The organism is Candidatus Paceibacterota bacterium (assembly GCA_028718635.1).
GTDB lineage: Bacteria > Patescibacteriota > Minisyncoccia > Phycocordibacterales > UBA9973 > UBA9973.
This window is the reverse complement of record JAQULK010000001.1, coordinates 507,118-526,773: the sequence shown is the minus strand read 5'-3', so window position 1 is coordinate 526,773 and position 19,656 is coordinate 507,118. Positions and strand designations below refer to the sequence as shown.

Here is a 19,656-nt window from a genome sequence, read left to right as displayed (position 1 = left end):
AGCCCACTTCGCAAACACATAGTGTCGCAAAGCAGGCTTGTGATAATACTTCGATATTCCAACTACTAACGGAGTTGGTGCCGCGAAGGGCCATTCCCTCCGCCCGTCATGGTGATTTTCTTTCCTGCGACACGTGCCGCGAAAGCAACCACATTTCTGAACTTATTGAGAGTCATGGTTTCTGTTGATATTTTACGCCTTATCAATTCAGAAACCAATGCTCCTAAAAACCAATCTCCCGCTCCTGTTTCATAATTATTGTTAGGAAATTTAACAGGAGCAAATTTTTCATAGTATCCGCGACCAAAATAAAGCATCCCTCCTTTGTCTGAGTCAGTCATCACCATGTGTGTTGGACCACAATCATAAATCTCTGAAAAACACATACCCGTGCTAAAGAATTCGCGCTGGTTAAGCACAAGAAGGTCCACTAAAGGTAATATCTTCTTGAATTCTCTGCTTTTACAAAAAGATTCTTTCGCGTTTAATACGCTATAACCTTTTTGTGCTTGAGAAAGAAGTGCCTTAGCGAACGGCAATTCTACAGCACGAAGACCGGTAATTACAACAAAGGTTTTTGGGCCAATGCCGACTTCTGGTCCTGAAAGAATCTGTAGTGCTTGAGACACTTCAGAGTGAATGATCTCACCCTTCTTTCCCCACACCTGGCCATTACTACCCTTAATAATCGGAATTGCGGCGATGTTGGTTTTAGAAAGGACGGGGACTGGTGTAAATGATACTCCGCTCTGCTTAACTACTCTCTTGAGAAGTAAACTCTCAAGAGTTTCTTCTTCTTTGTCATAGTTGACTTCAACCAGACCCACAAGGCTTGAATGTCCTCCTAAATTTCTGATCGCTCCATCTGCATTGCCTGAGGAACCTGATGGACACGAACAAAGGCTTATATCCAATTCTTTCTTCGGCCCTGGTGTATCTTTGACTACTAATTCAAATTCGGAGTTAACTGATACTCCTACTACAGCATCAAAAGGAACAGCAACTCTAGGTCTTTTCATAAATCCTCCTTATCCTTTTTTATTTTTATTTTATTTTCGATTTGCGATTTTTATCTATCTCTAGAATAGTAAAAAAGTAATAACTGTGTCAAATGTGTAGAAAATTTACTTTAGTTTTTTATATAAAAATCTAATAAACAAAGGGTTTTAGCAAAATATCAATAAACTGCAGGAGAAAAGTTGACAAATTAGTCATAAAAATATAATATACATATATGCAGGTTCAAGTTGCTTTAAAAAATTTTGGTCTTTCAGAAAAAGAAATAGCTGTATATTTGGCTTTGATCGAGCTCGGGTCTTCCTCTGTGCGGACAATATCCCAAAAAGCAAAAATAAATCGCGGTACTACTTATGATATTTTAAAATCCTTGATCAATCTGGGAATCATTTCCTATTACAACAAAGAATCAAAACAATATTTTATAGCCGAACGACCGGAAACCTTACTCGCAGTGATAGACAAAAAACAAGAAGAGCTCAAGGAAGTGAAAGAAAATATCGAGGAAAGCTTGCCACTTTTTAAAACTATCTTTGAAAAACAAGGAGGGAAACCAGTAGTAAAATTATATGAGGGAGTGATAGGCATTAGGCACATCCTCGAAGATGTTTTGAAAAGTATGGATAAGGTCAAAGATAAAACTTATTATGTCTATTCTTCTGCCACAGTCAGGAAAAATGTGTATCAGGCAATGAGGGATTTTAGTAATAAAAGAATTCGAAGAAAAATTAAAGTTAAAACAATCGCACTTGGTGAAGGGGGTAATACCGTAGGCCTAGATGAAAGAAAATGGATGCAATTATCAAGCAGTAAAAGTAGTAAAGGGCAGGAGGATTTGCGTTCCACTTATGAAATAATTTATGGTGGAAATAAAGTAGCGCATATTAGTCTAGATAATGCAGAGAATCCTGTCGGCGTAGTGATAGAGAATCAAGAGATTTATCACACTCAAAAATTGATCTTTGAATATAATTGGAAAAATTTATAAATAAAAATGCGTTAGAGAGAGCTTTACTCTCTCTAACGCATAAATTCTTTTTCCTACTTCTTCTTCTTTTTTTGCAATCTCTCCCACCTAGAAAGTGCTCTTCGTGCGGCTGCTTCACCTGAGGAATAAAAGCATCCTCTTGAAACCTTACCTGTTTCAGGTACAACGAAGGAAATTCTTACCCCCTCTGTACTTCTGATTAATTTTGCCCCAGGCAGATTCATTGCCTTTTTAGTAATAGGCCCTAATCTCAAAAAATTATTTTTCATAAGAACATAACCTCCTTTCAATTTTTTATACCATACAATAACTAATAGTAAAAAACAAATATTTGTCTTTAATTCTCACATATTATAATATATACTTATATGATTTCCCGAATATATGTGACGCCAAAAGAAAAGATTGGCTTTATAAGCTCTTATTTAATTTCACACAAATTAGCAAGTGACTCAAGAGATAAAATTCTCAAGATAGCCCAAGCTCTCACTAATCCCATCCTCGAAGAATTTTCAATAAACAAATTTCCCTCGGCTATAGACCTACGGGTGAAGCCAACAACACATAAGTTTACCTATGCCATTGAAATAGGTTTCAAGCCCGGAGTCACAGATAACGTCGGGCATACTGTAGAGGAAACTATTTTAGACTTGTTGCATCTAAAAAATAAAAATGATCTCGCTGTCTATACTTCTAAAATTTATTTAGTTTCAAATTCTAAGTTGAAAGAGGTAGAAAAAATTGCTTTGTCACTTCACAATCCACTGATCGAACGTTCACACATAATAAGTTTTGTTGACCTAAAAAAGAAAGGTTTGCCCTTAGAGGTGCCTAAGGTTGTTTTAAAAAAGACTACTCCGGTAATTAATGTTTCTTTAAAAGTGCCCGACGAAGAACTTATAAAAATCGGCAAAGAAGGAATATTGGACGGAACAGGCGCAAGACGAGGTCCTTTGGCTCTCGATCTGGCCTCAATGAAAGTAATTCAAGCACATTTCAGAAAACTTAAACGAGATCCGACGGATATCGAATTGGAATCTCTCGCACAAACATGGTCTGAGCATTGCAAACACACTATTTTTGCAAATCCGATCGATGATATTAAGGATGGTTTGTATAAAACTTACATAAAAGGCGCAACAAGCATAATTCGTAAACAAAAAGGTAAAAATGATTTTTGCGTTTCTGTGTTTTCTGATAATTCTGGTGGAATAATTTTTGATAAAGATTATTTGATAACGCATAAAGTAGAAACCCACAACAGTCCTTCAGCCTTAGATCCATTTGGCGGAGCTATCACGGGTATCGTGGGAGTAAATCGAGACACGATTGGCTTTGGTCTAGGCGCAAAGCCCGTAGCAAATATTTATGGTTTTTGTTTTGGCAATCCTGAGGATAAAAGACCTCTTTTCCGTGATAAAGATTTGAAAAATAAAATGTTGTCACCTAAACGCATCATGGAAGGAGTAGTAAAAGGAATAAATGTAGGAGGAAATTGTTCCGGTATACCGACTTTAAACGGTTTCGTACATTATGACGACAGATATAGAGGCAAGCCTTTAGTTTTTGCTGGGACAGTGGGATTAATCCCAAGGAACCTACCTAAGTCAGGAACAAAAACCCGACCTTCTCATATTAAAAAGGCACAGGCAGGAGATTATATTGTGATGATCGGCGGAAAAGTAGGGCTCGATGGCATTCACGGAGCGACTTTTTCTTCGGTTGTGATGGATTCCAGTTCTCCGGCAACTGCGGTGCAGATCGGTGACCCAATAACTCAGAAAAAATTAAGTGATGCAATAATAAAAGAAGCGCGAGATATGAATTTATATAATAGCATCACGGATAATGGCGCTGGAGGAATTTCTTGTTCGGTGGCTGAAATGGCAAAAGAGTGCGGCGGGGCGAAAGTTACTCTCGAAAAAGTTCCTTTGAAATATCCGAGTCTTCGCCCATGGGAAATCTGGATCTCAGAATCACAAGAACGTATGACTTTATCTGTGCCAAAGAAAAATTGGAAAATATTTGAAAAATTGATGGAAAGTCGGGGAGTAGAAGCGACAGTGATAGGTGAATTCACAAATTCCGGAAAATGTATTGTTAATTGGAAGCAATCCGCCAAAGGACGGACAAGAAAGATTATGGATATCCCTATGGATTTCTTGCATGATGGCTTACCGAAACAGCATTTGCATACAGAACCGATTAAATTCACCTCACCCCCAGCCCCTCTCCTTAATAAGGAGAGGGGGGAAACATATACCAAAGTCCTAGAAAATTTACTAGTTAATAAAAATATTAGCGGATTTTCTTTTATTTCAGAGCAGTATGACCACGAAGTCCAAGGATCTTCTGTTTTAAAACCGCTTTCTGGAAGAGGTCGCATAAATACTGAGGCGCAAGTTTTTCGGCCAGTTTTAAATTCAAATAAAGGTGTCGTCTTATCTTCAAGTACATATCCTTCATATGGAGACATTAGTACTTACCATATGGCTTCCTGCGCTATAGATACTGCTATTAGAAATGCTATTTCAGCAGGAGGAACGCTTTCACATATGGCAATTCTAGATAATTTCTGTTGGTGTTCTTCCAACGATCCAAAACGCTTGGCTCAGCTCGTGGCCTCCGTTAAGGCTTGTTATGACTATGCTGTGGGCTATGGTACGCCGTTCATATCCGGCAAAGATAGTATGTTTAATGATTTCAAAGGTTACGATGAGAAAGGGAATCCTGTGGCCGTTTCCATTCCGCCGACTCTTCTTATTTCAGCCATCAGCATTATGCCTGATTTGAATAAAACTGTTTCTCCAGAATTCAAAAATGTTGGCGATATAATTTATTTACTTGGAGAAACGAAAGATGAACTTGGTGGGGGAGAATATTTAAAAATGATCCACCCCGCCAAAGGCACCCCTCAAGAGGGGAATTTAGGAAACGTGCCTAACGTAGATTTAAAGAAAAATATAAAAATTTATTGCGCTTTGGAAAAAGCAATTCAAAAAGAATTAATAGCCTCGGCTATGCCTGTAAATTCTGGCGGGCTAGGAATAGCGCTCGCCAAATCCTGCGTGGGAGGAATGATTGGATGCGATATTTCTCTAAGTAATCCTCAAGAAGGAAGCAAGGCTTCCTTTTTACCCACAGATATAAAGTTATTTTCAGAGAGCCATGGGAGAATTTTAGTTTCTGTGTCGCCGAGAAATGTCTCCGCTTTTGAAAAAATGATGAAGGATATCCCTTGCACTAAACTGGGTAAAACGACTAAAGATAATAAATTTATTATTGCAGATGGAAAACTTGCCCGCCGTGTCGGGAATAAGGTAGTGGAAACGAGTGTGAGAAAGTTATATGATGCTTATCATAATTTTTCAAATAAAATGAAATAAACATATCAGCTATGGCGTATATTACAGAAAATAGAATATGTCAAAACTGCAAGGAAAATTTCCCAATAGAACCGGAGGATTTTAATTTCTATGAAAAAATGAAGGTTCCACCTCCAACTTTTTGTCCTATGTGTCGCGCACAAAGACGGTTAGCTTGGAGAAATGAAAGAAAATTATTCAAAGTAAAAAATTTTTTAACGGGTGAAAATATGTTCTCTACTTACCCTGCAGAAAGTGGAAGAAAAATAATGACTCGAGAAGAATGGTTTGGAGATAATTGGGATCCAATGGAGCATGCTTTAGATATTGACTTTACTAAGCCATTTTTTCAACAAATAGAAGAATTAAGTAAGGTTGTACCTGTATATAATTTTAATAATACTTTTATTAATAATAGTCCGTATGTTTTTAATGCGTCTTATATAAAAAACAGTTATTTGATTGTGAATTCAAATTATTCTGAGGATTGTATGTATGGAAATGGCGTAGATTCCTGCAAGAATTGTGTTGATAATTCTCATATTAAAAATTGCGAACGTTGTTATGAATGTTTTTGGTTGGAAAATTGTTATCAGTGCTATTTTTCTATAATGTGCGCAGAATCATATAATCTTTATTTTTGTCGTAATTGCTTAGGATGTAATGATTGTTTTGGTTGTGCAAATTTGCGTAAATTATCTTATTGTATTTTTAATAAAAAATATACAAAAGAAGAATATGAAAAAGAAATAAAGAAAATGAATTTGAATTCTACTTCTGGAATTTTAGAGGCAAGAAAAAAAGCACGTTTATTTTGGCTAACTCAGCCGACAAAATATCAACACGGTCTTAAAAATTTAAATTCAAGTGGTTCTCATGTGACGAATTGTAAAAATGTAAATGATAGCTATTTAATAAGAGAAAGTGAAAATATGCGTTATTGTCAGTATATGCAAGTACCAGGAAATAAGGATAACTATGATTCTTGCAACTGGGGAGAGCATACTGAATTAAATTATGAAACTTTAGAATGTGGTGAAAATTCCTATAATAATAAATTTTCACGTAGTTGTTGGCCTTCATCAAGAAATAATGAATACTGTCATCATCTTTTTAGTTCGTCTGATTGTTTTGGTTGTGTTGGGTTAAAAAAGAAACAATATTGTATTTTAAATAAGCAATATTCTAAAGAAGAATATGAAAAACTTATTCCTCAAATAAAAAAACACATGGAAGATATGCCCTATGTGGATTCACAAGGTCTTGTATATAAATACGGAGAATTTTTTCCTATAGAACTTTCTCCACTTGGCTACAATAATACTGTCGCTATACAACATTTTCCACTTACTGAGGCTGAGGCAAAAAATAAAGGGTATTTATGGATAGATGTACCTAGGGGAGAATATAAAATAACAAAAAAAGCATCAGAACTTACAGAATCAATAACTGAAATTGATGATGAAATCCTAAAAGAAGTTATAGAATGTGAAAAATGTAAAAATCCATATAAAATTCTAGAAAATGAGTTTTTGTTTTATAAAAAAGAAAATCTTCCGCTTCCGACCTTGTGTCATGAATGTAGATTTGAAAGAAGAATAGAAGATAGGTTGAAATTAAAATTAGAAAAAAGATCTTGTATGTGTGCTGGTTCAAGTGATAAAACTAATATATACAAAAATACCATAAAACACTTTCATGGAGACGAACCATGCAAAGAAGAATTTAAGACCGGACATATTTCAGCAAAGAAAGAGATAGTTTATTGTGAACGATGCTATCAAAGTGAAGTATATTGACCTCTCCCCAGCCCCTCTCCATTACATCAATAATGGAGAGGGGAAAGAAAGGGGTGAGGAGAATTTAAAATCATGAAAAACAAAAAACCAAAAATAATAATAATGTCTGGATACGGATTGAATTGCGAAGAAGAAACAAAATTCGCTTTTGAGAGAGTGGGCGGAGCCGTGGATATTGTGCATATTAATGATCTGATAAAAAAGCCGAAAATGCTCTCTGGTTATCAAATTTTGGTTTTCCCTGGGGGATTCTCTTATGGAGACGACACAGGAAGCGGGAAAGCTTACGCAAATAAATTTAAAAATCATTTAGCGAAGGAGTTAATAGAATTTTTATCAGGCAATACTCTTGCTATAGGCATTTGTAATGGGTTTCAGATAATGACAAATTTAGGAATCTTACCCGGCGCGCTCACCTATAATAAAAATGGAAAATATTTGGATAGGTGGGTGGACCTAGAGGCTAAAGGAACCCCACGCCATGGCGGGGCAAGTAGTCCTTGGTTAAAAAATATCAGAAAGATATCATTACCGATAGCTCATGGTGAAGGACGTTATAAAATCTCTCAAAAAGAATACCTAAAAATGAAAAAAAGTGGGGAAATTGCTTTTGTATATGCAAATGGAGAAATTTGCGAGTTTCAAAACCTAGAAAAAAACCCAAATGGATCGGAACATGACATTGCGGGAGTTTTAGCATATAATGGCAGAGTACTAGGCATGATGCCACATCCGGAGAGGGCAATGTTTGCGCACCAAAATCCAATGTGGCAATTTAATAAAAAGGTTTCCAAGGCCTCGCCCGTAGGGCTATGGCCGAGGGAAGGGGCAGGATTACAAATTTTTAAAAATGCAGTTAGTTATTTTACATAACTTTTGGAGGGGTTTCGAGCGCGACGGCGCGAGAACTTCAGGATTTTTTAAGCTTCAAAAAATCCGTACCGGAAAAAGTTGATGTAAAATAACTAAAACAAAATTATGAGTGAACTAAAAGAAAAGTGCGGAATCGTAGGGATATACGGTAAGGATTTGCCTATTTCCAGACTGGCATTTTTTGCTTTATTTGCCTTACAACACAGGGGTCAAGAAGCTTCCGGAATTACCACCAATAATGGAGTAAAATTTAAAACCCACAAAGGTGCAGGACTCGTGTCCCAAATTTACACGGAAAAAATAATAAAAAAATTACTAACAGGGAATATTGCTATCGGCCACAATAGATATTCTACCTCTAAGGGAGGCGCGCTCAATCATGCTCAGCCCGTCGTAAACAAAGAAAAATCTTTTGCGCTAGCGCATAATGGAAATCTCCCAAGCACAAAAGCATTAGAGAATTTTCTTTCTTCAAAAAAAGCATTAAAAAAAGATCGCAATGATTCAGAGCTGATGGCGGATGCCATCGATTTTTATATTAAAGAGGGGAATTCAATTTCAGAGTCTGTAAAAAAAGCCTTCCCGTTATTTACTGGGGCTTTTTCTTTAGTGATGATGACCAAGGATACTCTAGTTGCTCTGCGCGATGCTTATGGAATGCGTCCGCTCTCTATAGGAAAACTTGGCCGGAGTTATGTTATTGCTTCAGAATCATGCGCGCTTCAAACTATCGGGGCGACATTTTTTAGAGAAGTGAAACCTGGAGAAATGGTTGTCATTAATGAAAAAGGACTAAAGAGCATCCAATTGGCGCCATCCAATCCAAAACACGATATATTTGAATATGTTTATTTTGCCCGACCCGATAGCGTACTCTCAGGTAAATTAGTTTACCAGGTTAGAGAAAACTTCGGAAAAGCTTTAGCCCATGAATTTAAGAAAAAAGTTGATCTTGTCGTACCTGTGCCAGACACGGCAACACCGGTGGCTATGGGCTTCAGCCAAGCTTCTGGTATTCCAATGGAGATGGCTTTAGTAAAAAATCGCTATGTTCATAGAACTTTCATCGAACCTGATCAGCAATCCAGGCGAAACAGCGTAGCGCTCAAGCTCATACCGCTTCCGCAGGTCTTGAAAGGAAAAAAAATAATAGTCATCGATGATTCTATCGTCAGAGGACACACCTGTAAAAAAATAGTCAAAACTTTATTTAAAGCGGGAGCCAAAGAAGTGCATCTTTTGATTTCTTCTCCCGCCATCCGCTATCCGGATTTTTATGGCATGGATACTCCCTACCAAGATGAATTAATAGCAGCTTATAAGAGCGTAGAAGAAGTTCGTAAATTTATGGGAGCTACGTCGCTACACTATCTCTCGCTCGATGGATTAATAAAAGCTATTGGACTACCAAAAGATAAATTATCCACTTCATGCTTTACTGGTATTTACCCTATTGATTTAAAAGAACGCAAAAAAGATGTAAGATATGATGTCTCAACCAAATAAAACATCAGATAAAATAAAATTAGTCGTATTAATTTCTAATGCCGGTACTGGCACAAACCTCAAGGCGATAATTGATGGAGTCAATTCTGGGATAATTAAGGCTGAAATTTGTGCAGTAGTTTCAGATACTGAAAAGGCTCAAGGCCTAGAGCATGCTCGAAAAAATAATTTAAAAATTGAGATTTGCGAATCTAAAGAAAATTTGCTCGCGCTTCTAAGAAAAATTGATCCAACGTATATTTGTTTGGCTGGCTGGAAACAAATTATTTTAGATGAAGTAATCCTTGCGTTTCCAAATAAGATCTTAAATCTACACCCTGGATTAATTCCAGATACAGTTAATGAAAGTTTTAAAAATCCAGACGGAACAGAAGCTCTTTGGAACAAAGGCATGATGACTGATAAAGCGATTGCTAATTTCTTGGACAAAAAGGCCACTTTCGCTGGATCATCGGTTCATTTTTTAACCTTGAATTTTGATTTTGGTCCAGTTTTAGGGAGAACTTTTGAAAAAATCAAGGAAGGTGACAATGTTGAGTCCTTGTATGGGCGATTAAAAATCAAAGAAAATGCATTGTATGTCGAAGTATTACAAGAATTAACACAATAATCATTAATTACAAAACATAAACTTTTCTTCGGTACGGATTTTTCGAAACTTGAAAAATCCTGAAGTTCTCGCGCCGTCGCGCTCGAAACCCCTTCGAAAAGTTATGTTTCATAATTCAAAATAATATGCAAAAACCCTCGGCCGTAGCCCTTGGGGCGAGGCAAAAAATTTTAATTATCGGTGCAGGTGGCGGACGAGAACATGCCTTGGGATGGAAGATCGCCCAATCACCGCAGTGCGGACAGATTTTCTTTGCCCCTGGAAATGCCGGTACTTTGAAATTGGGAATAAATGTAGACATTAAGACTGTGGATATTCCAAAGTTGATAGAGTTCGCTAAAAAAGAAAATATTGACTTAACCCTCGCTGCTTCGGATGGGGTATTGGCTACTGACCTAGTGGAAGAATTTAGAAAGGCAAATTTGCGGATCTGGGGGCCGACCAAGGCTGCGGCGCATTTGGAATGGTCTAAAACTTTTTCAAAAGATTTCATGTATAAGCATAATCTACCGACAGCCAAATTTAAAATATTCAATAAATTTGAAGAAGCAAAAGATTACATTAGCAGGCAGTCATTTCCGATCGTTATCAAGGCAGACGGTCTAGCTTTCGGTAAGGGTGTAATCATCGCTCAAAATATTGAAGAGGCAAATACTGCACTTGAGGAAATCATGGTAAAGAAAATATTCGGGGATTCCGGCAATGAAGTAGTGATAGAAGAATTTTTAATCGGCCATGAAATTTCAATTCATGCTTTATCAGACGGCAGTAATTATAAGATCTTCCCAAGCTCGCAGGATCACAAAAGAATTTTTGAAGGGGACAAAGGACCCAATACTGGCGGAATGGGGGTAATAGGACCGCTTCCGTTTGTGAGCGGGGAGATGATGGAAAGGATAGAAAAGGAAGTGATAGCTCCCACACTGAAAGGCATGATGGATGATGGAGTTCCTTTTGAAGGAATTTTATATCCGAGCCTAATGCTGACTAAGGACGGTCCTAAAATTATTGAATTCAATACCCGTTTTGGTGATCCAGAATGCCAAGTTTACATGAGACTGCTCGACACGGACTTATTAGCAATTTTGAATGCCTGTGTTGATAAAAAATTAAATGAACAAGAAATAAAATGGAAAAATGTGTCCGCTTGTAATATTGCGCTCGCTTCCGGCGGATATCCGGAAAATTATGAAAAGGGGAAAATAATCACCGGTATTGATGAAGCGGAAATGCAACCCGACATCGTCGTCTTTCATGCGGGCTCTAAAATGGAAAATGGCAAACTTGTTACGAGTGGCGGGCGAGTGCTTGGAGTTTCAGCTATAGGCAATTCTCTTGAAGAAGCCCTTGCAAAAGCTTATAAAGCCATCGAAAAAATTTCATTTAGGGGCATGCAATACCGCAAAGACATCGGCCAATCTGCTTTAAAAACAGAAAAAATTTAATTTCTTAATATATCATATATGATAATCTAAGAAAATTATTTTCCCAAATGAAAAGCCGTTCCTCAGGCGGCTTTTCGGCGCAGCTCTAGAACGGCTTGATAGCGATTACTTACCTATATAGGCAAGGTAAGCATTTCCTTTGTTGTGAGGGAAATCTCTGAGAGAATGGTAGTGTAAGGGATTACATCCAAAATCCCACATGTCAATTATTGTAACAGAATTTTTTTGAAGGATTTCACTGATTTCCCTTCGAAGATTTGCCAGTTCTTCTTCTTTTTGCGCCTTTTTATAACCATTTCTTTTGATAATGTGTTGATACCTTTCGTTGATTATTTTCAAAACATTAATATCAGCAACATTGATAGGTTCAACGTGGCAAAAATATGAAATTAAAAGTTGAAGATTTGTTTCAATTAGGTACAGATTACTGGTCAACAAAATATCTTCGCCAGCATGTTGAATGAGTAACATAAAATCAATGAATTCTCCCACATCTTCTCCTATCTTCCTTTCAGACAGTTTTTCTGAACCACCACCAAAAAAGTATTTCATAATCCCTCCAATTTTTTATAGGTAGTACTATCCGCACCACCTGACATTATCCGCATATAAGATAACATATATTGACTGTTTTGTCAATATTTTCTGGTATTGTGCAAAGCAAGACCTCGCACAAATTAATTATCCCATTTGAAAAATTGATCTCGGTCTGGGCCTGTGCCGACGGAGATAATTTTTAGATCTAGGTCGGAGAGTTTACTTTTTATATATTTTAAATAAGAAACGAGCTCTTTGGATACTCTTTTTTTATCATTAACACCAAAGTTGGCATTGCCCCAGCCAGATATTTCTTCTGTAATTACATCGGTCACCTTATTTAGGTAAAGTGGAAAATCTTTCAAAACTTTATTGCTGCTTTTATACCCGTTGACAACTTTTATTTTATCACTTGGACAAATATCAGCCTTATTAATAAAAATCTTATTAGCTCCAGAAAGTTCTATGGCATAACGCAAGGCAAATAAATCAAGCCAACCGCACATTCTAGGCCGTCCAGTCGTCGATCCGAATTCACAGCCCGCATTTTGGAAAAGCTTTTCTAATTCAGGATCTTTAATTCTAGCAGGGAAGCTCCCACCGCCCACTTTGGTCGTATAAGCTTTTATCACACCATATACATTCCGCAGATAAGTGTGAGGAATGCCCAAACCCAAGCAAACGCTCGCTGGTAGGGTATTACTGCTTGTTACATTCGGATAATCTCCAAAATTAATATCTAGCATCACCGCCTGCGCGCCTTCAGCTAAAATATTTTTCCCTTCTTTAAGTCTTTTTTGTATAAAAGATGACAGATCGCAAATCTTAAGTTTTTTGATTTTTTTCACAGCTTCGAGCCATTTCTTTTTAGCCTCTTTAATTTTTTTAAGGTCAATTTCAAAACCATATTTTTCTTTATACATATTCAAAAGATTCATATGGAATTCTGACAAAATTAATTCTTTATTTTCAAAATCCGGCAATAATATGTCGCCGACGGAGAGCGCTCTTCTTGCTCGCGCATCACTGTAAACTGGCCCTATGCCTCTCGCTGTAGTGCCTATTCTTGTTCCTAGTTTTTGTTTTAATTTACCTCGACGATGCTCTTCCGCCTGGTCTAAAAAAGGATGCAGATATGAGACCAATTTTGCGCGATTGGAAATATAAAGACGGGGAGCAACATCGAAACCTAAACTTTTCAATTGAGAAATTTCTGTGACTAAAGACAGAGCATCAACCACCACGCCATTGCCAATATACAATTCTACTTTCTTGTGAAGACATCCGGACGGAACAATATGGCCAATGAAAGTGGTTTTGCCTAATTTGAGAGTATGCCCTGCATTAGCTCCGCCTTGGAAACGAGCGACAGCCCCATAAATACCACTAGATAAAAGTTGATCAATATTTTTACCTTTTCCTTCATCGCCCCATTGAAGACCTACGACTACATCTATAAAACCTCGCTTGCTTCCGATATGGGAAGTCAAGTGGGGTTTTATATTTTTAGATTCTTTTTTTCTAGACATTAAATTAATTTAAAATTATTTACTGTCCGATACTATAGTTAGGAGATTCTTTTGTAATTACGACGTCATGAGGATGACTTTCTTTTATACCAGCATAAGTAATTTTAACAAATCTAGCTTTATCTTGAAGAGTTTTTATATTGGGTGCTCCGCAATATCCCATACCAGCTCTTAGCCCTCCCACGAGCTGATAAATTACTTCCGACAACGATCCTTTGAAAGAAACTCTACCCACGATTCCTTCCGGTACAAGTTTTTTTATGTCATTTTCCATATCTTGGAAATACCTGTCTTTTGATCCGAGTTGCATAGCTTCAATAGAACCCATCCCGCGATATGCTTTATATTTTCTGGATTCAAAAATAATTACTTCGCCGGGGGATTCTTCAACTCCAGCAAATAGTGAACCAGCCATCACTGAGCTTGCCCCAGCTGCGATCGCCTTTGTGAGGTCTCCAGTGTGTTTTATACCCCCATCGGCGATTATGGGTATACCCGAACCCTTGATAGCCTCGGCTATTTCATACACGGCAGAAAATTGGGGAAAACCCACTCCTGCGATTATTCGAGTAGTGCAAATCGAACCTGGTCCAATGCCGACTTTTATCGCATCTGCTCCGGCTTTTACTAAATCCAAAGCTGCTTCCTTGGTAGCAATATTTCCAACAATGACTTCCAATTTAGGAAACTCTTTTTTAATTTTCTTCAGCATCTCGATCACTCCTTTTGAGTGGCCGTGAGCCGTATCAATGACAATTACGTCTACTCCATTTTGCAGAAGCGCTTTTACTCGCTCGGGTGTGTCATCTGACACTCCGACTGCCGCGCCGACACGCAAGCGGCCTAAATTGTCCCGAGAAGATTTCGGTCGAGATTTTACTTTCATTATATCTTTGTAAGTGATAAGACCAATGAGTCTGTTTTTACCATCAATCAATGGCAGTTTTTCAACTTTGTGTTCTGTCAGTATTTTTTCAGCATCTTTTAAATTCATACCCATACTTCCAGTAATCAAGTTTTCCTTGGTCATAACTGCGCTCACTCGAAGCTCTAGATTTTCCTGAAATCGCAAATCGCGATTGGTTAAAATTCCTTTTAATTCTTTATTTTCATTAATTATTGGGATACCGCCGATTTTATGTTCCTTCATAATAGCTAGAGCTTCACTCAATAATGAATCTTCTGTCAAAGTTATAGGGTCATGGATCATACCGCTTTCAGAACGCTTAACTTTACGAACCTCTTTTGCTTGTTTTTCTATATCCATATTTTTATGGATAATTCCTATGCCTCCTTCTTGAGCCATAGCTATGGCCATAGCGGCTTCAGTCACCATATCCATGGCAGCAGAAACAATCGGAACGCTAAGCGTAATTTTTTTTGTAAGCTTAGAAGAAATATCAACATTCCGAGGCAAGACTTCCGAGTATTGAGGCACGAGCAAAACATCGTCATACGTGAGGCCTTCTTTAAAATTTTCTCTTTGGATGTTTTTTCCAATTTTTGTTTTAATTTCGGTTATAATTTTTTTCGCTTTCAAAGCCATAATATATCGTGTATAATACCATACTATGAATGATATACAAATCTTGATTGTGGACTACGGGTCGCAATACACTTTAGTGATCGGCAGAACTTTACGCGAACTCGGAGTGCGAAGCATTATATTACCTCCAAATAAAGCAGACAGATGGCTCAAAAACAACACCCCAAAAGCAGTCATTCTCTCAGGTAGTAATTGGAGTGTTCACAATGAAGGAGCGCCAGGATTGCCAAAAAATCTAAACACTAGCGAAAAAAATGATAAATATTTAATTTTAGGAATCTGTTATGGTATGCAACTTTTAGCTCATCAAAATGGCGGAAAAGTCGAAAGGCCTCTTGCTCATCGTGAATATGGACCAACTCTAGTTACCTTAAACACAACTCATCCGCTTTTCAATGGAGTTCCTAAAAAGACGCAAGTCTGGGCAAGCCACGGAGATACTGTTACTAAACTTCCAAAAGGTTTTATCTCTATTGCCACTTCAGGCGGAATAAACGCCATGAGCAATAAAAATAATCGGGTGCTCGGAATTCAATTTCATCCGGAAGTGGCCGATACAAAAGAAGGTAAAAAAATATTGCAGAATTTCTTAGATATTGCTGACTGTAAGAAAGATTGGAATCCTTCAAATCTAATCCATGAAATTCAAAAAGAAGTTTTAAATATTGTAAAAAAGCCTGCCCGCCGTGGCGGGAATGAAAAAGTTATCCTGGGAGTTTCGGGAGGAGTAGATTCCACTACTTTAGCTGCCGTCCTCGCTCCAGTTTTAGGGAGTAGGCTCATCTGTGTCGCCATAGATACTGGAGGATTGAGAAAAAACGAAATTTTAGAATTAAAAAGTAATACTAAAAATGCTGGCATAAAAAACCTTAAGGTAATTTCTACTGAGAAAGAATTTATAAAAAATATCGGGAAAACTATTGATGGAGAGAGAAAAAGAGCTGAGTTTCGCACTGTATATCAAAGAATTTTTGAAGAACAAATTAAAAAAACCGGCGCAAAGTATATAATTCAAGGAACTTTAGCTACAGATATTATTGAAAGTGGGAAAGCAGGGAAGTCAGCAATGATAAAGACTCATCACAATGTAGGCCTTAATTGGAAAGTGGAAGACTTGCATCCTTTTAGAAATTTATTTAAATATGAAGTTCGAGAACTTGCTCGCGCACTTAAACTTCCAAAAAGTATTTCTGAACGTAATCCTTTCCCTGGTCCCGGTTTATTTTTAAGAATTGTCGGTACGCCAGTTTCAAAAGAAAAGCTTGACCTTGTGCGAGAAGCAGACAAAACAGTAAATGATATTTTAAAAAAATACGATGTTACAAAAGATATTTCCCAACTCATTGTCGCTCTTCTTGGGGTTAATTCCGTTGGCGTAAAAGGCGATGAAAGAGTTTACGGACATTCTCTTGCTATCCGTGCCGTGCAGACTGTGGATTTTATGACAGCTAAAGGCTATTACTTCTCGGAAGAAATTGTAAATGAAATCACAAATGCTCTCACAAAACATAAAGGTATTGTCCGTGTATTTTTTGATATGACCCCAAAACCTCCAGCCACAACGGAATTTGAATAAGAGAAATTTTATGCTATAATATATATATGAAAAATCATATATTATCTAAGTTTGTTAGTAAAAAACAAATTAAAAATGCTGTTTCAGCCTCTTCAAAAATAGAGGGGATTAGATTTGCTCGCGCCCAAAAAAACAACCTTATCATTAAAAAATTGCAAAAGTATGGCAGGGCATTCTCGTTATAATATTACAAACAAGAGTGCTGGTCTAGAAGGAGGAGTTTTGAAAAATAAGCTTGGTATTTCCAGTCAAAAAGAGCTAGAAGATGCTGAAACTATATTACTAGTAGATGCTTATGAGTTTTTTCTTTCAAAAGAGAATCGCGATATTGCGACATTTGATGTTAAATTTTTGTTTTCTATACATAAATATTTTCTTAGCACATTGTATGATTGGGCAGGGCGCAAAAGAGAAGTCGATATATCAAAGGGAAAAATGATGTTTGCTTCGGTTAACCACCTAGATTCATCTTTAAAATATTTAGATAAAATCTTGAAGGAAGATATTCCCAAAAAGCAAGATAAAAAAAATGACATAGCGTATAAAATTGCATTTATTCATAACGAATACAACGCAGTACATCCTTTTCGAGAAGGCAATGGGCGAACCATTCGATTGTTTTTAGATTTATTGGTTTCAAGTATTGGTTATGAAATGATAGATTGGAGCCCAAAATCAAAAAATGACTACATAAAAGCTTGTATTTTTGGTTCTATTGGAAATCATAAGCCTATGATAAATTTTATTCTTAAAAGATTAAGAAAAATTAAATGAAATCAGAAACAAAAATTTGCCAAAATTGCAATAATAAGTTTGTTGTAGAAAAAGAAGATTTCAATTTTTATGAGAAGATGAAAGTGCTGGCGCCAACTTTTTGCCCTGATTGCAGGTTTCAAAGAAGACTGCTTTTTAGAAACAATCGTGTTTTTTACAAGCGTGAATGCGCTTTATGTAAAAAATCATTATTGACTATATACCACAAGGATAGACCTTATACAATTTATTGTCGTGATTGCTGGCTTTCTGATAAATGGGATCCGATAACTTTTGGCCGTGATTATGATTTTTCGATTCCTTTTTTTGATCAATTTCATTCACTTCAAAAATCTGTTCCGAGAGTAAATCTTTACAGGGATAATTTTGTTTTGAGCGATTATTGCAATTACGGTTTGGATTTCAAAGAATGCTATTTATTATTCGGAGGAAAAGATAATGAAAGAGTATATTTTGGCAATCAAGTGGTGGAATCACAGGATTCCTTGGACGTCGCTTTTTCATCAAAAATAGAATTTAGTTATGAGATTTTTGAATCAACGCGTTTGAATAAAGTATTTTTTAGCCGTTACTCGCAAGAATGCATTGAAAGTTATTATTTAATAGACTGCAGAAACTGTATGTATTGTTTTGGCTGTATCGGGCTCATAAATAAACAATGTCACGTATTCAATGAACCATATTCAAAAGAAAATTATGAGAAATTTATAAAAGAAAATATTGGGAGTTATAAAAAACATTTGGAAAATATTCAAAAGCTAAAGGAGTTAGAATCAAAACTTCCCCATAGATATGCTCGGATTTATAAATCAGTTAATTCAGACGGGGATGATTTAAAGGAAGCTAGAAATGTCCACATGTCTTTCACTTCCGGCCAAGCAGAGGATTCAAAATATTTATTTTTTTGCAGACGGGGAACAAAAGATAGTTATGACACTTCTTTTCAAGGTTTTAAAGCAGAACTTATATATGAAGTTGCCCACGGTTTTGCCGGATCAAATACAGCCTTTAGTATTAGAAATTTAAGCAATCAAAATACTTATTACAGTGAGGAATGTCATAATTGTTTAAATATTTTCGGATGCGAGGGTTTGCGCAAAAAACAATATTGCATTTTAAACAAACAATACACAAAGGAAGAATATGAAAAACTCCTGCCAAAAATTATAGAGCATATGGAGAAAATGCCTTATAAAGATAAAAAGGGAATTATTTACAAATACGGAGAATTTTTTCCTTCAGAATTATCTCCCTTTGCTTATAATGAAACAATCGCGCAAGAGTATTTTCCACTAGTAAAGGAAGAAGCTCTAGATAAAGGATATTCTTGGCAGGATACGGAAGAAAGAAATTACAAAGTTGACATAGAAAATAAAAATATTCCAGACGATATTAATGAGGTAAAAGATGATATAGTGGGAAAAGTTATTGCTTGCGAACATGGCGGTAAATGCAAAGAGCAATGCACAGAGGCGTTCAAAATAGTTCCAGAAGAATTTAAATTTTATAAAAGAATGAATTTGCCTTTGCCTAGATTGTGTCCGAATTGTCGACATTATCAACGCATTAATTTAAGGAATCCGCTGAAACTCTGGCATCGAAAATGTATGTGCAAGGGTAGGGCTTCAGAAAATAATATTTACCAAAATTCTGCGAAGCATTTTCACGGAAATGATTCTTGTCCAAATGAATTCGAAACTTCCTATGCGCCTGGCAGACCGGAAATAGTTTACTGCGAAAAGTGTTACCAACAAGAAGTTTATTAATTACTTTACTTAACTAAAGTAGAAAAAATAGAGAAAATATGGAAAAAGATTTTGATAAATGGAATGAAATTAAAAAAGAATTGGATGTCAAGGAACAAAAATTCTTCTTTAAAGAAGGTGAAATTTGGTGGATGTCCGTAGGCTTAAATGTTGCTAAAGAGTCTTGTGGTAAGGGAATTATCTTCAGAAGACCTGTACTTATATTAAGAAAATTATCTAGTGATAGTTTCATCGGATTACCATTGACCTCAAAAAAGAAAATCGGTAGCTTTCTTCGTAATTGTCACCCCGCCGAAGCGGGGATCAGTGGGTAACCCCAAAAGTA

General features: G+C 36.6%; 17 protein-coding genes. 12 read left to right on the top strand and 5 right to left on the bottom strand.

Annotated elements, in window-relative coordinates; translation table 11 throughout:
- Nucleotides 1-65: 65 nt before the first annotated feature.
- On the bottom strand, nucleotides 66-1,019 hold the full coding sequence (locus PHT16_02860) for a carbohydrate kinase family protein (protein MDD5721361.1): 954 nt from the start codon (nucleotides 1,017-1,019) through the stop codon (nucleotides 66-68).
- Nucleotides 1,020-1,234: 215 nt separating this feature from the next.
- On the opposite strand from PHT16_02860, the gene PHT16_02855 reads away from it, so the two are divergent.
- Nucleotides 1,235-2,005 (top strand): helix-turn-helix domain-containing protein, encoded by a 771-nt coding sequence (locus PHT16_02855; GenBank protein ID MDD5721360.1) that lies wholly within the window; start codon nucleotides 1,235-1,237, stop codon nucleotides 2,003-2,005.
- 53 nt (nucleotides 2,006-2,058) lie between these two features.
- On the opposite strand, the gene PHT16_02850 is transcribed toward PHT16_02855, so the two are convergent.
- A complete protein-coding gene (locus PHT16_02850; protein MDD5721359.1) occupies nucleotides 2,059-2,274 on the bottom strand; it encodes a hypothetical protein in 216 nt (71 codons plus the stop codon).
- Nucleotides 2,275-2,373: 99 nt separating this feature from the next.
- Between PHT16_02850 and PHT16_02845 the strand changes: the two genes are divergently transcribed.
- From PHT16_02845 to purD, 6 genes are all read left to right on the top strand, one after another.
- Complete coding sequence (locus PHT16_02845) at nucleotides 2,374-5,391, top strand: AIR synthase-related protein (protein MDD5721358.1); 3,018 nt, start codon at nucleotides 2,374-2,376, stop codon at nucleotides 5,389-5,391.
- 11 nt (nucleotides 5,392-5,402) lie between these two features.
- On the top strand, nucleotides 5,403-7,169 hold the full coding sequence (locus PHT16_02840) for a hypothetical protein (protein ID MDD5721357.1): 1,767 nt from the start codon (nucleotides 5,403-5,405) through the stop codon (nucleotides 7,167-7,169).
- A gap of 72 nt (nucleotides 7,170-7,241) precedes the next feature.
- Nucleotides 7,242-8,042 carry a phosphoribosylformylglycinamidine synthase subunit PurQ gene (locus PHT16_02835; protein MDD5721356.1) on the top strand — a complete coding sequence of 267 codons (801 nt, stop codon included), beginning with the start codon at nucleotides 7,242-7,244 and terminating at the stop codon, nucleotides 8,040-8,042.
- A 105-nt stretch (nucleotides 8,043-8,147) separates the two neighbouring features.
- On the top strand, nucleotides 8,148-9,548 hold the full coding sequence (purF, locus tag PHT16_02830) for an amidophosphoribosyltransferase (GenBank protein ID MDD5721355.1): 1,401 nt from the start codon (nucleotides 8,148-8,150) through the stop codon (nucleotides 9,546-9,548).
- A complete protein-coding gene (locus tag PHT16_02825; protein MDD5721354.1) occupies nucleotides 9,529-10,158 on the top strand; it encodes a formyltransferase family protein in 630 nt (209 codons plus the stop codon). Before purF ends, PHT16_02825 begins: the two co-directional genes overlap by 20 nt.
- A gap of 125 nt (nucleotides 10,159-10,283) precedes the next feature.
- Nucleotides 10,284-11,603 (top strand): phosphoribosylamine--glycine ligase, encoded by a 1,320-nt coding sequence (gene purD / locus PHT16_02820; GenBank protein ID MDD5721353.1) that lies wholly within the window; start codon nucleotides 10,284-10,286, stop codon nucleotides 11,601-11,603.
- Between the two features lie 105 nt (nucleotides 11,604-11,708).
- On the opposite strand, the gene PHT16_02815 is transcribed toward purD, so the two are convergent.
- The 3 genes from PHT16_02815 to guaB form a co-directional block, all read right to left on the bottom strand.
- Entirely contained in the window at nucleotides 11,709-12,155 is a 447-nt protein-coding gene (locus PHT16_02815) for a hypothetical protein (protein MDD5721352.1), read from the bottom strand.
- Between the two features lie 125 nt (nucleotides 12,156-12,280).
- Nucleotides 12,281-13,669 (bottom strand): adenylosuccinate synthetase, encoded by a 1,389-nt coding sequence (locus PHT16_02810; GenBank protein ID MDD5721351.1) that lies wholly within the window; start codon nucleotides 13,667-13,669, stop codon nucleotides 12,281-12,283.
- 19 nt (nucleotides 13,670-13,688) lie between these two features.
- Nucleotides 13,689-15,215 (bottom strand): IMP dehydrogenase, encoded by a 1,527-nt coding sequence (gene guaB, locus PHT16_02805; GenBank protein MDD5721350.1) that lies wholly within the window; start codon nucleotides 15,213-15,215, stop codon nucleotides 13,689-13,691.
- A 25-nt stretch (nucleotides 15,216-15,240) separates the two neighbouring features.
- Between guaB and guaA the strand changes: the two genes are divergently transcribed.
- From guaA to PHT16_02780, 5 genes are read left to right on the top strand one after another with little or no spacing between them, the layout of a single operon-like run.
- Nucleotides 15,241-16,791 (top strand): glutamine-hydrolyzing GMP synthase, encoded by a 1,551-nt coding sequence (gene guaA, locus PHT16_02800; protein MDD5721349.1) that lies wholly within the window; start codon nucleotides 15,241-15,243, stop codon nucleotides 16,789-16,791.
- Nucleotides 16,792-16,817: 26 nt separating this feature from the next.
- Nucleotides 16,818-16,976, top strand: coding sequence for a hypothetical protein (locus tag PHT16_02795; GenBank protein ID MDD5721348.1), 159 nt, complete (start codon nucleotides 16,818-16,820; stop codon nucleotides 16,974-16,976).
- Nucleotides 16,954-17,565: a Fic family protein gene (locus PHT16_02790; protein MDD5721347.1), complete on the top strand. Its 612-nt coding sequence runs from the start codon at nucleotides 16,954-16,956 to the stop codon at nucleotides 17,563-17,565. Before PHT16_02795 ends, PHT16_02790 begins: the two co-directional genes overlap by 23 nt.
- A complete protein-coding gene (locus tag PHT16_02785) occupies nucleotides 17,562-19,331 on the top strand; it encodes a hypothetical protein (protein MDD5721346.1) in 1,770 nt (589 codons plus the stop codon). The genes PHT16_02790 and PHT16_02785 overlap by 4 nt, the downstream gene beginning before the upstream one ends.
- A gap of 38 nt (nucleotides 19,332-19,369) precedes the next feature.
- On the top strand, nucleotides 19,370-19,645 hold the full coding sequence (locus PHT16_02780) for a hypothetical protein (GenBank protein MDD5721345.1): 276 nt from the start codon (nucleotides 19,370-19,372) through the stop codon (nucleotides 19,643-19,645).
- Nucleotides 19,646-19,656: the final 11 nt, after the last annotated feature.

Coding starts and splice junctions, on each gene's coding strand:
- PHT16_02795 (MDD5721348.1), top strand. CDS start 16,818: ATGAAAAATCATATATTATCTAAGTTTGTTAGTAAAAAACAAATTAAA.
- purF (MDD5721355.1), top strand. CDS start 8,148: ATGAGTGAACTAAAAGAAAAGTGCGGAATCGTAGGGATATACGGTAAG.
- PHT16_02785 (MDD5721346.1), top strand. CDS start 17,562: ATGAAATCAGAAACAAAAATTTGCCAAAATTGCAATAATAAGTTTGTT.
- PHT16_02815 (MDD5721352.1), bottom strand. CDS start 12,155: ATGAAATACTTTTTTGGTGGTGGTTCAGAAAAACTGTCTGAAAGGAAG.
- guaB (MDD5721350.1), bottom strand. CDS start 15,215: ATGGCTTTGAAAGCGAAAAAAATTATAACCGAAATTAAAACAAAAATT.
- purD (MDD5721353.1), top strand. CDS start 10,284: ATGCAAAAACCCTCGGCCGTAGCCCTTGGGGCGAGGCAAAAAATTTTA.
- PHT16_02855 (MDD5721360.1), top strand. CDS start 1,235: ATGCAGGTTCAAGTTGCTTTAAAAAATTTTGGTCTTTCAGAAAAAGAA.
- PHT16_02840 (MDD5721357.1), top strand. CDS start 5,403: ATGGCGTATATTACAGAAAATAGAATATGTCAAAACTGCAAGGAAAAT.
- PHT16_02790 (MDD5721347.1), top strand. CDS start 16,954: ATGGCAGGGCATTCTCGTTATAATATTACAAACAAGAGTGCTGGTCTA.
- PHT16_02825 (MDD5721354.1), top strand. CDS start 9,529: ATGATGTCTCAACCAAATAAAACATCAGATAAAATAAAATTAGTCGTA.
- PHT16_02835 (MDD5721356.1), top strand. CDS start 7,242: ATGAAAAACAAAAAACCAAAAATAATAATAATGTCTGGATACGGATTG.
- PHT16_02860 (MDD5721361.1), bottom strand. CDS start 1,019: ATGAAAAGACCTAGAGTTGCTGTTCCTTTTGATGCTGTAGTAGGAGTA.
- guaA (MDD5721349.1), top strand. CDS start 15,241: ATGAATGATATACAAATCTTGATTGTGGACTACGGGTCGCAATACACT.
- PHT16_02780 (MDD5721345.1), top strand. CDS start 19,370: ATGGAAAAAGATTTTGATAAATGGAATGAAATTAAAAAAGAATTGGAT.
- PHT16_02810 (MDD5721351.1), bottom strand. CDS start 13,669: ATGTCTAGAAAAAAAGAATCTAAAAATATAAAACCCCACTTGACTTCC.
- PHT16_02850 (MDD5721359.1), bottom strand. CDS start 2,274: ATGAAAAATAATTTTTTGAGATTAGGGCCTATTACTAAAAAGGCAATG.
- PHT16_02845 (MDD5721358.1), top strand. CDS start 2,374: ATGATTTCCCGAATATATGTGACGCCAAAAGAAAAGATTGGCTTTATA.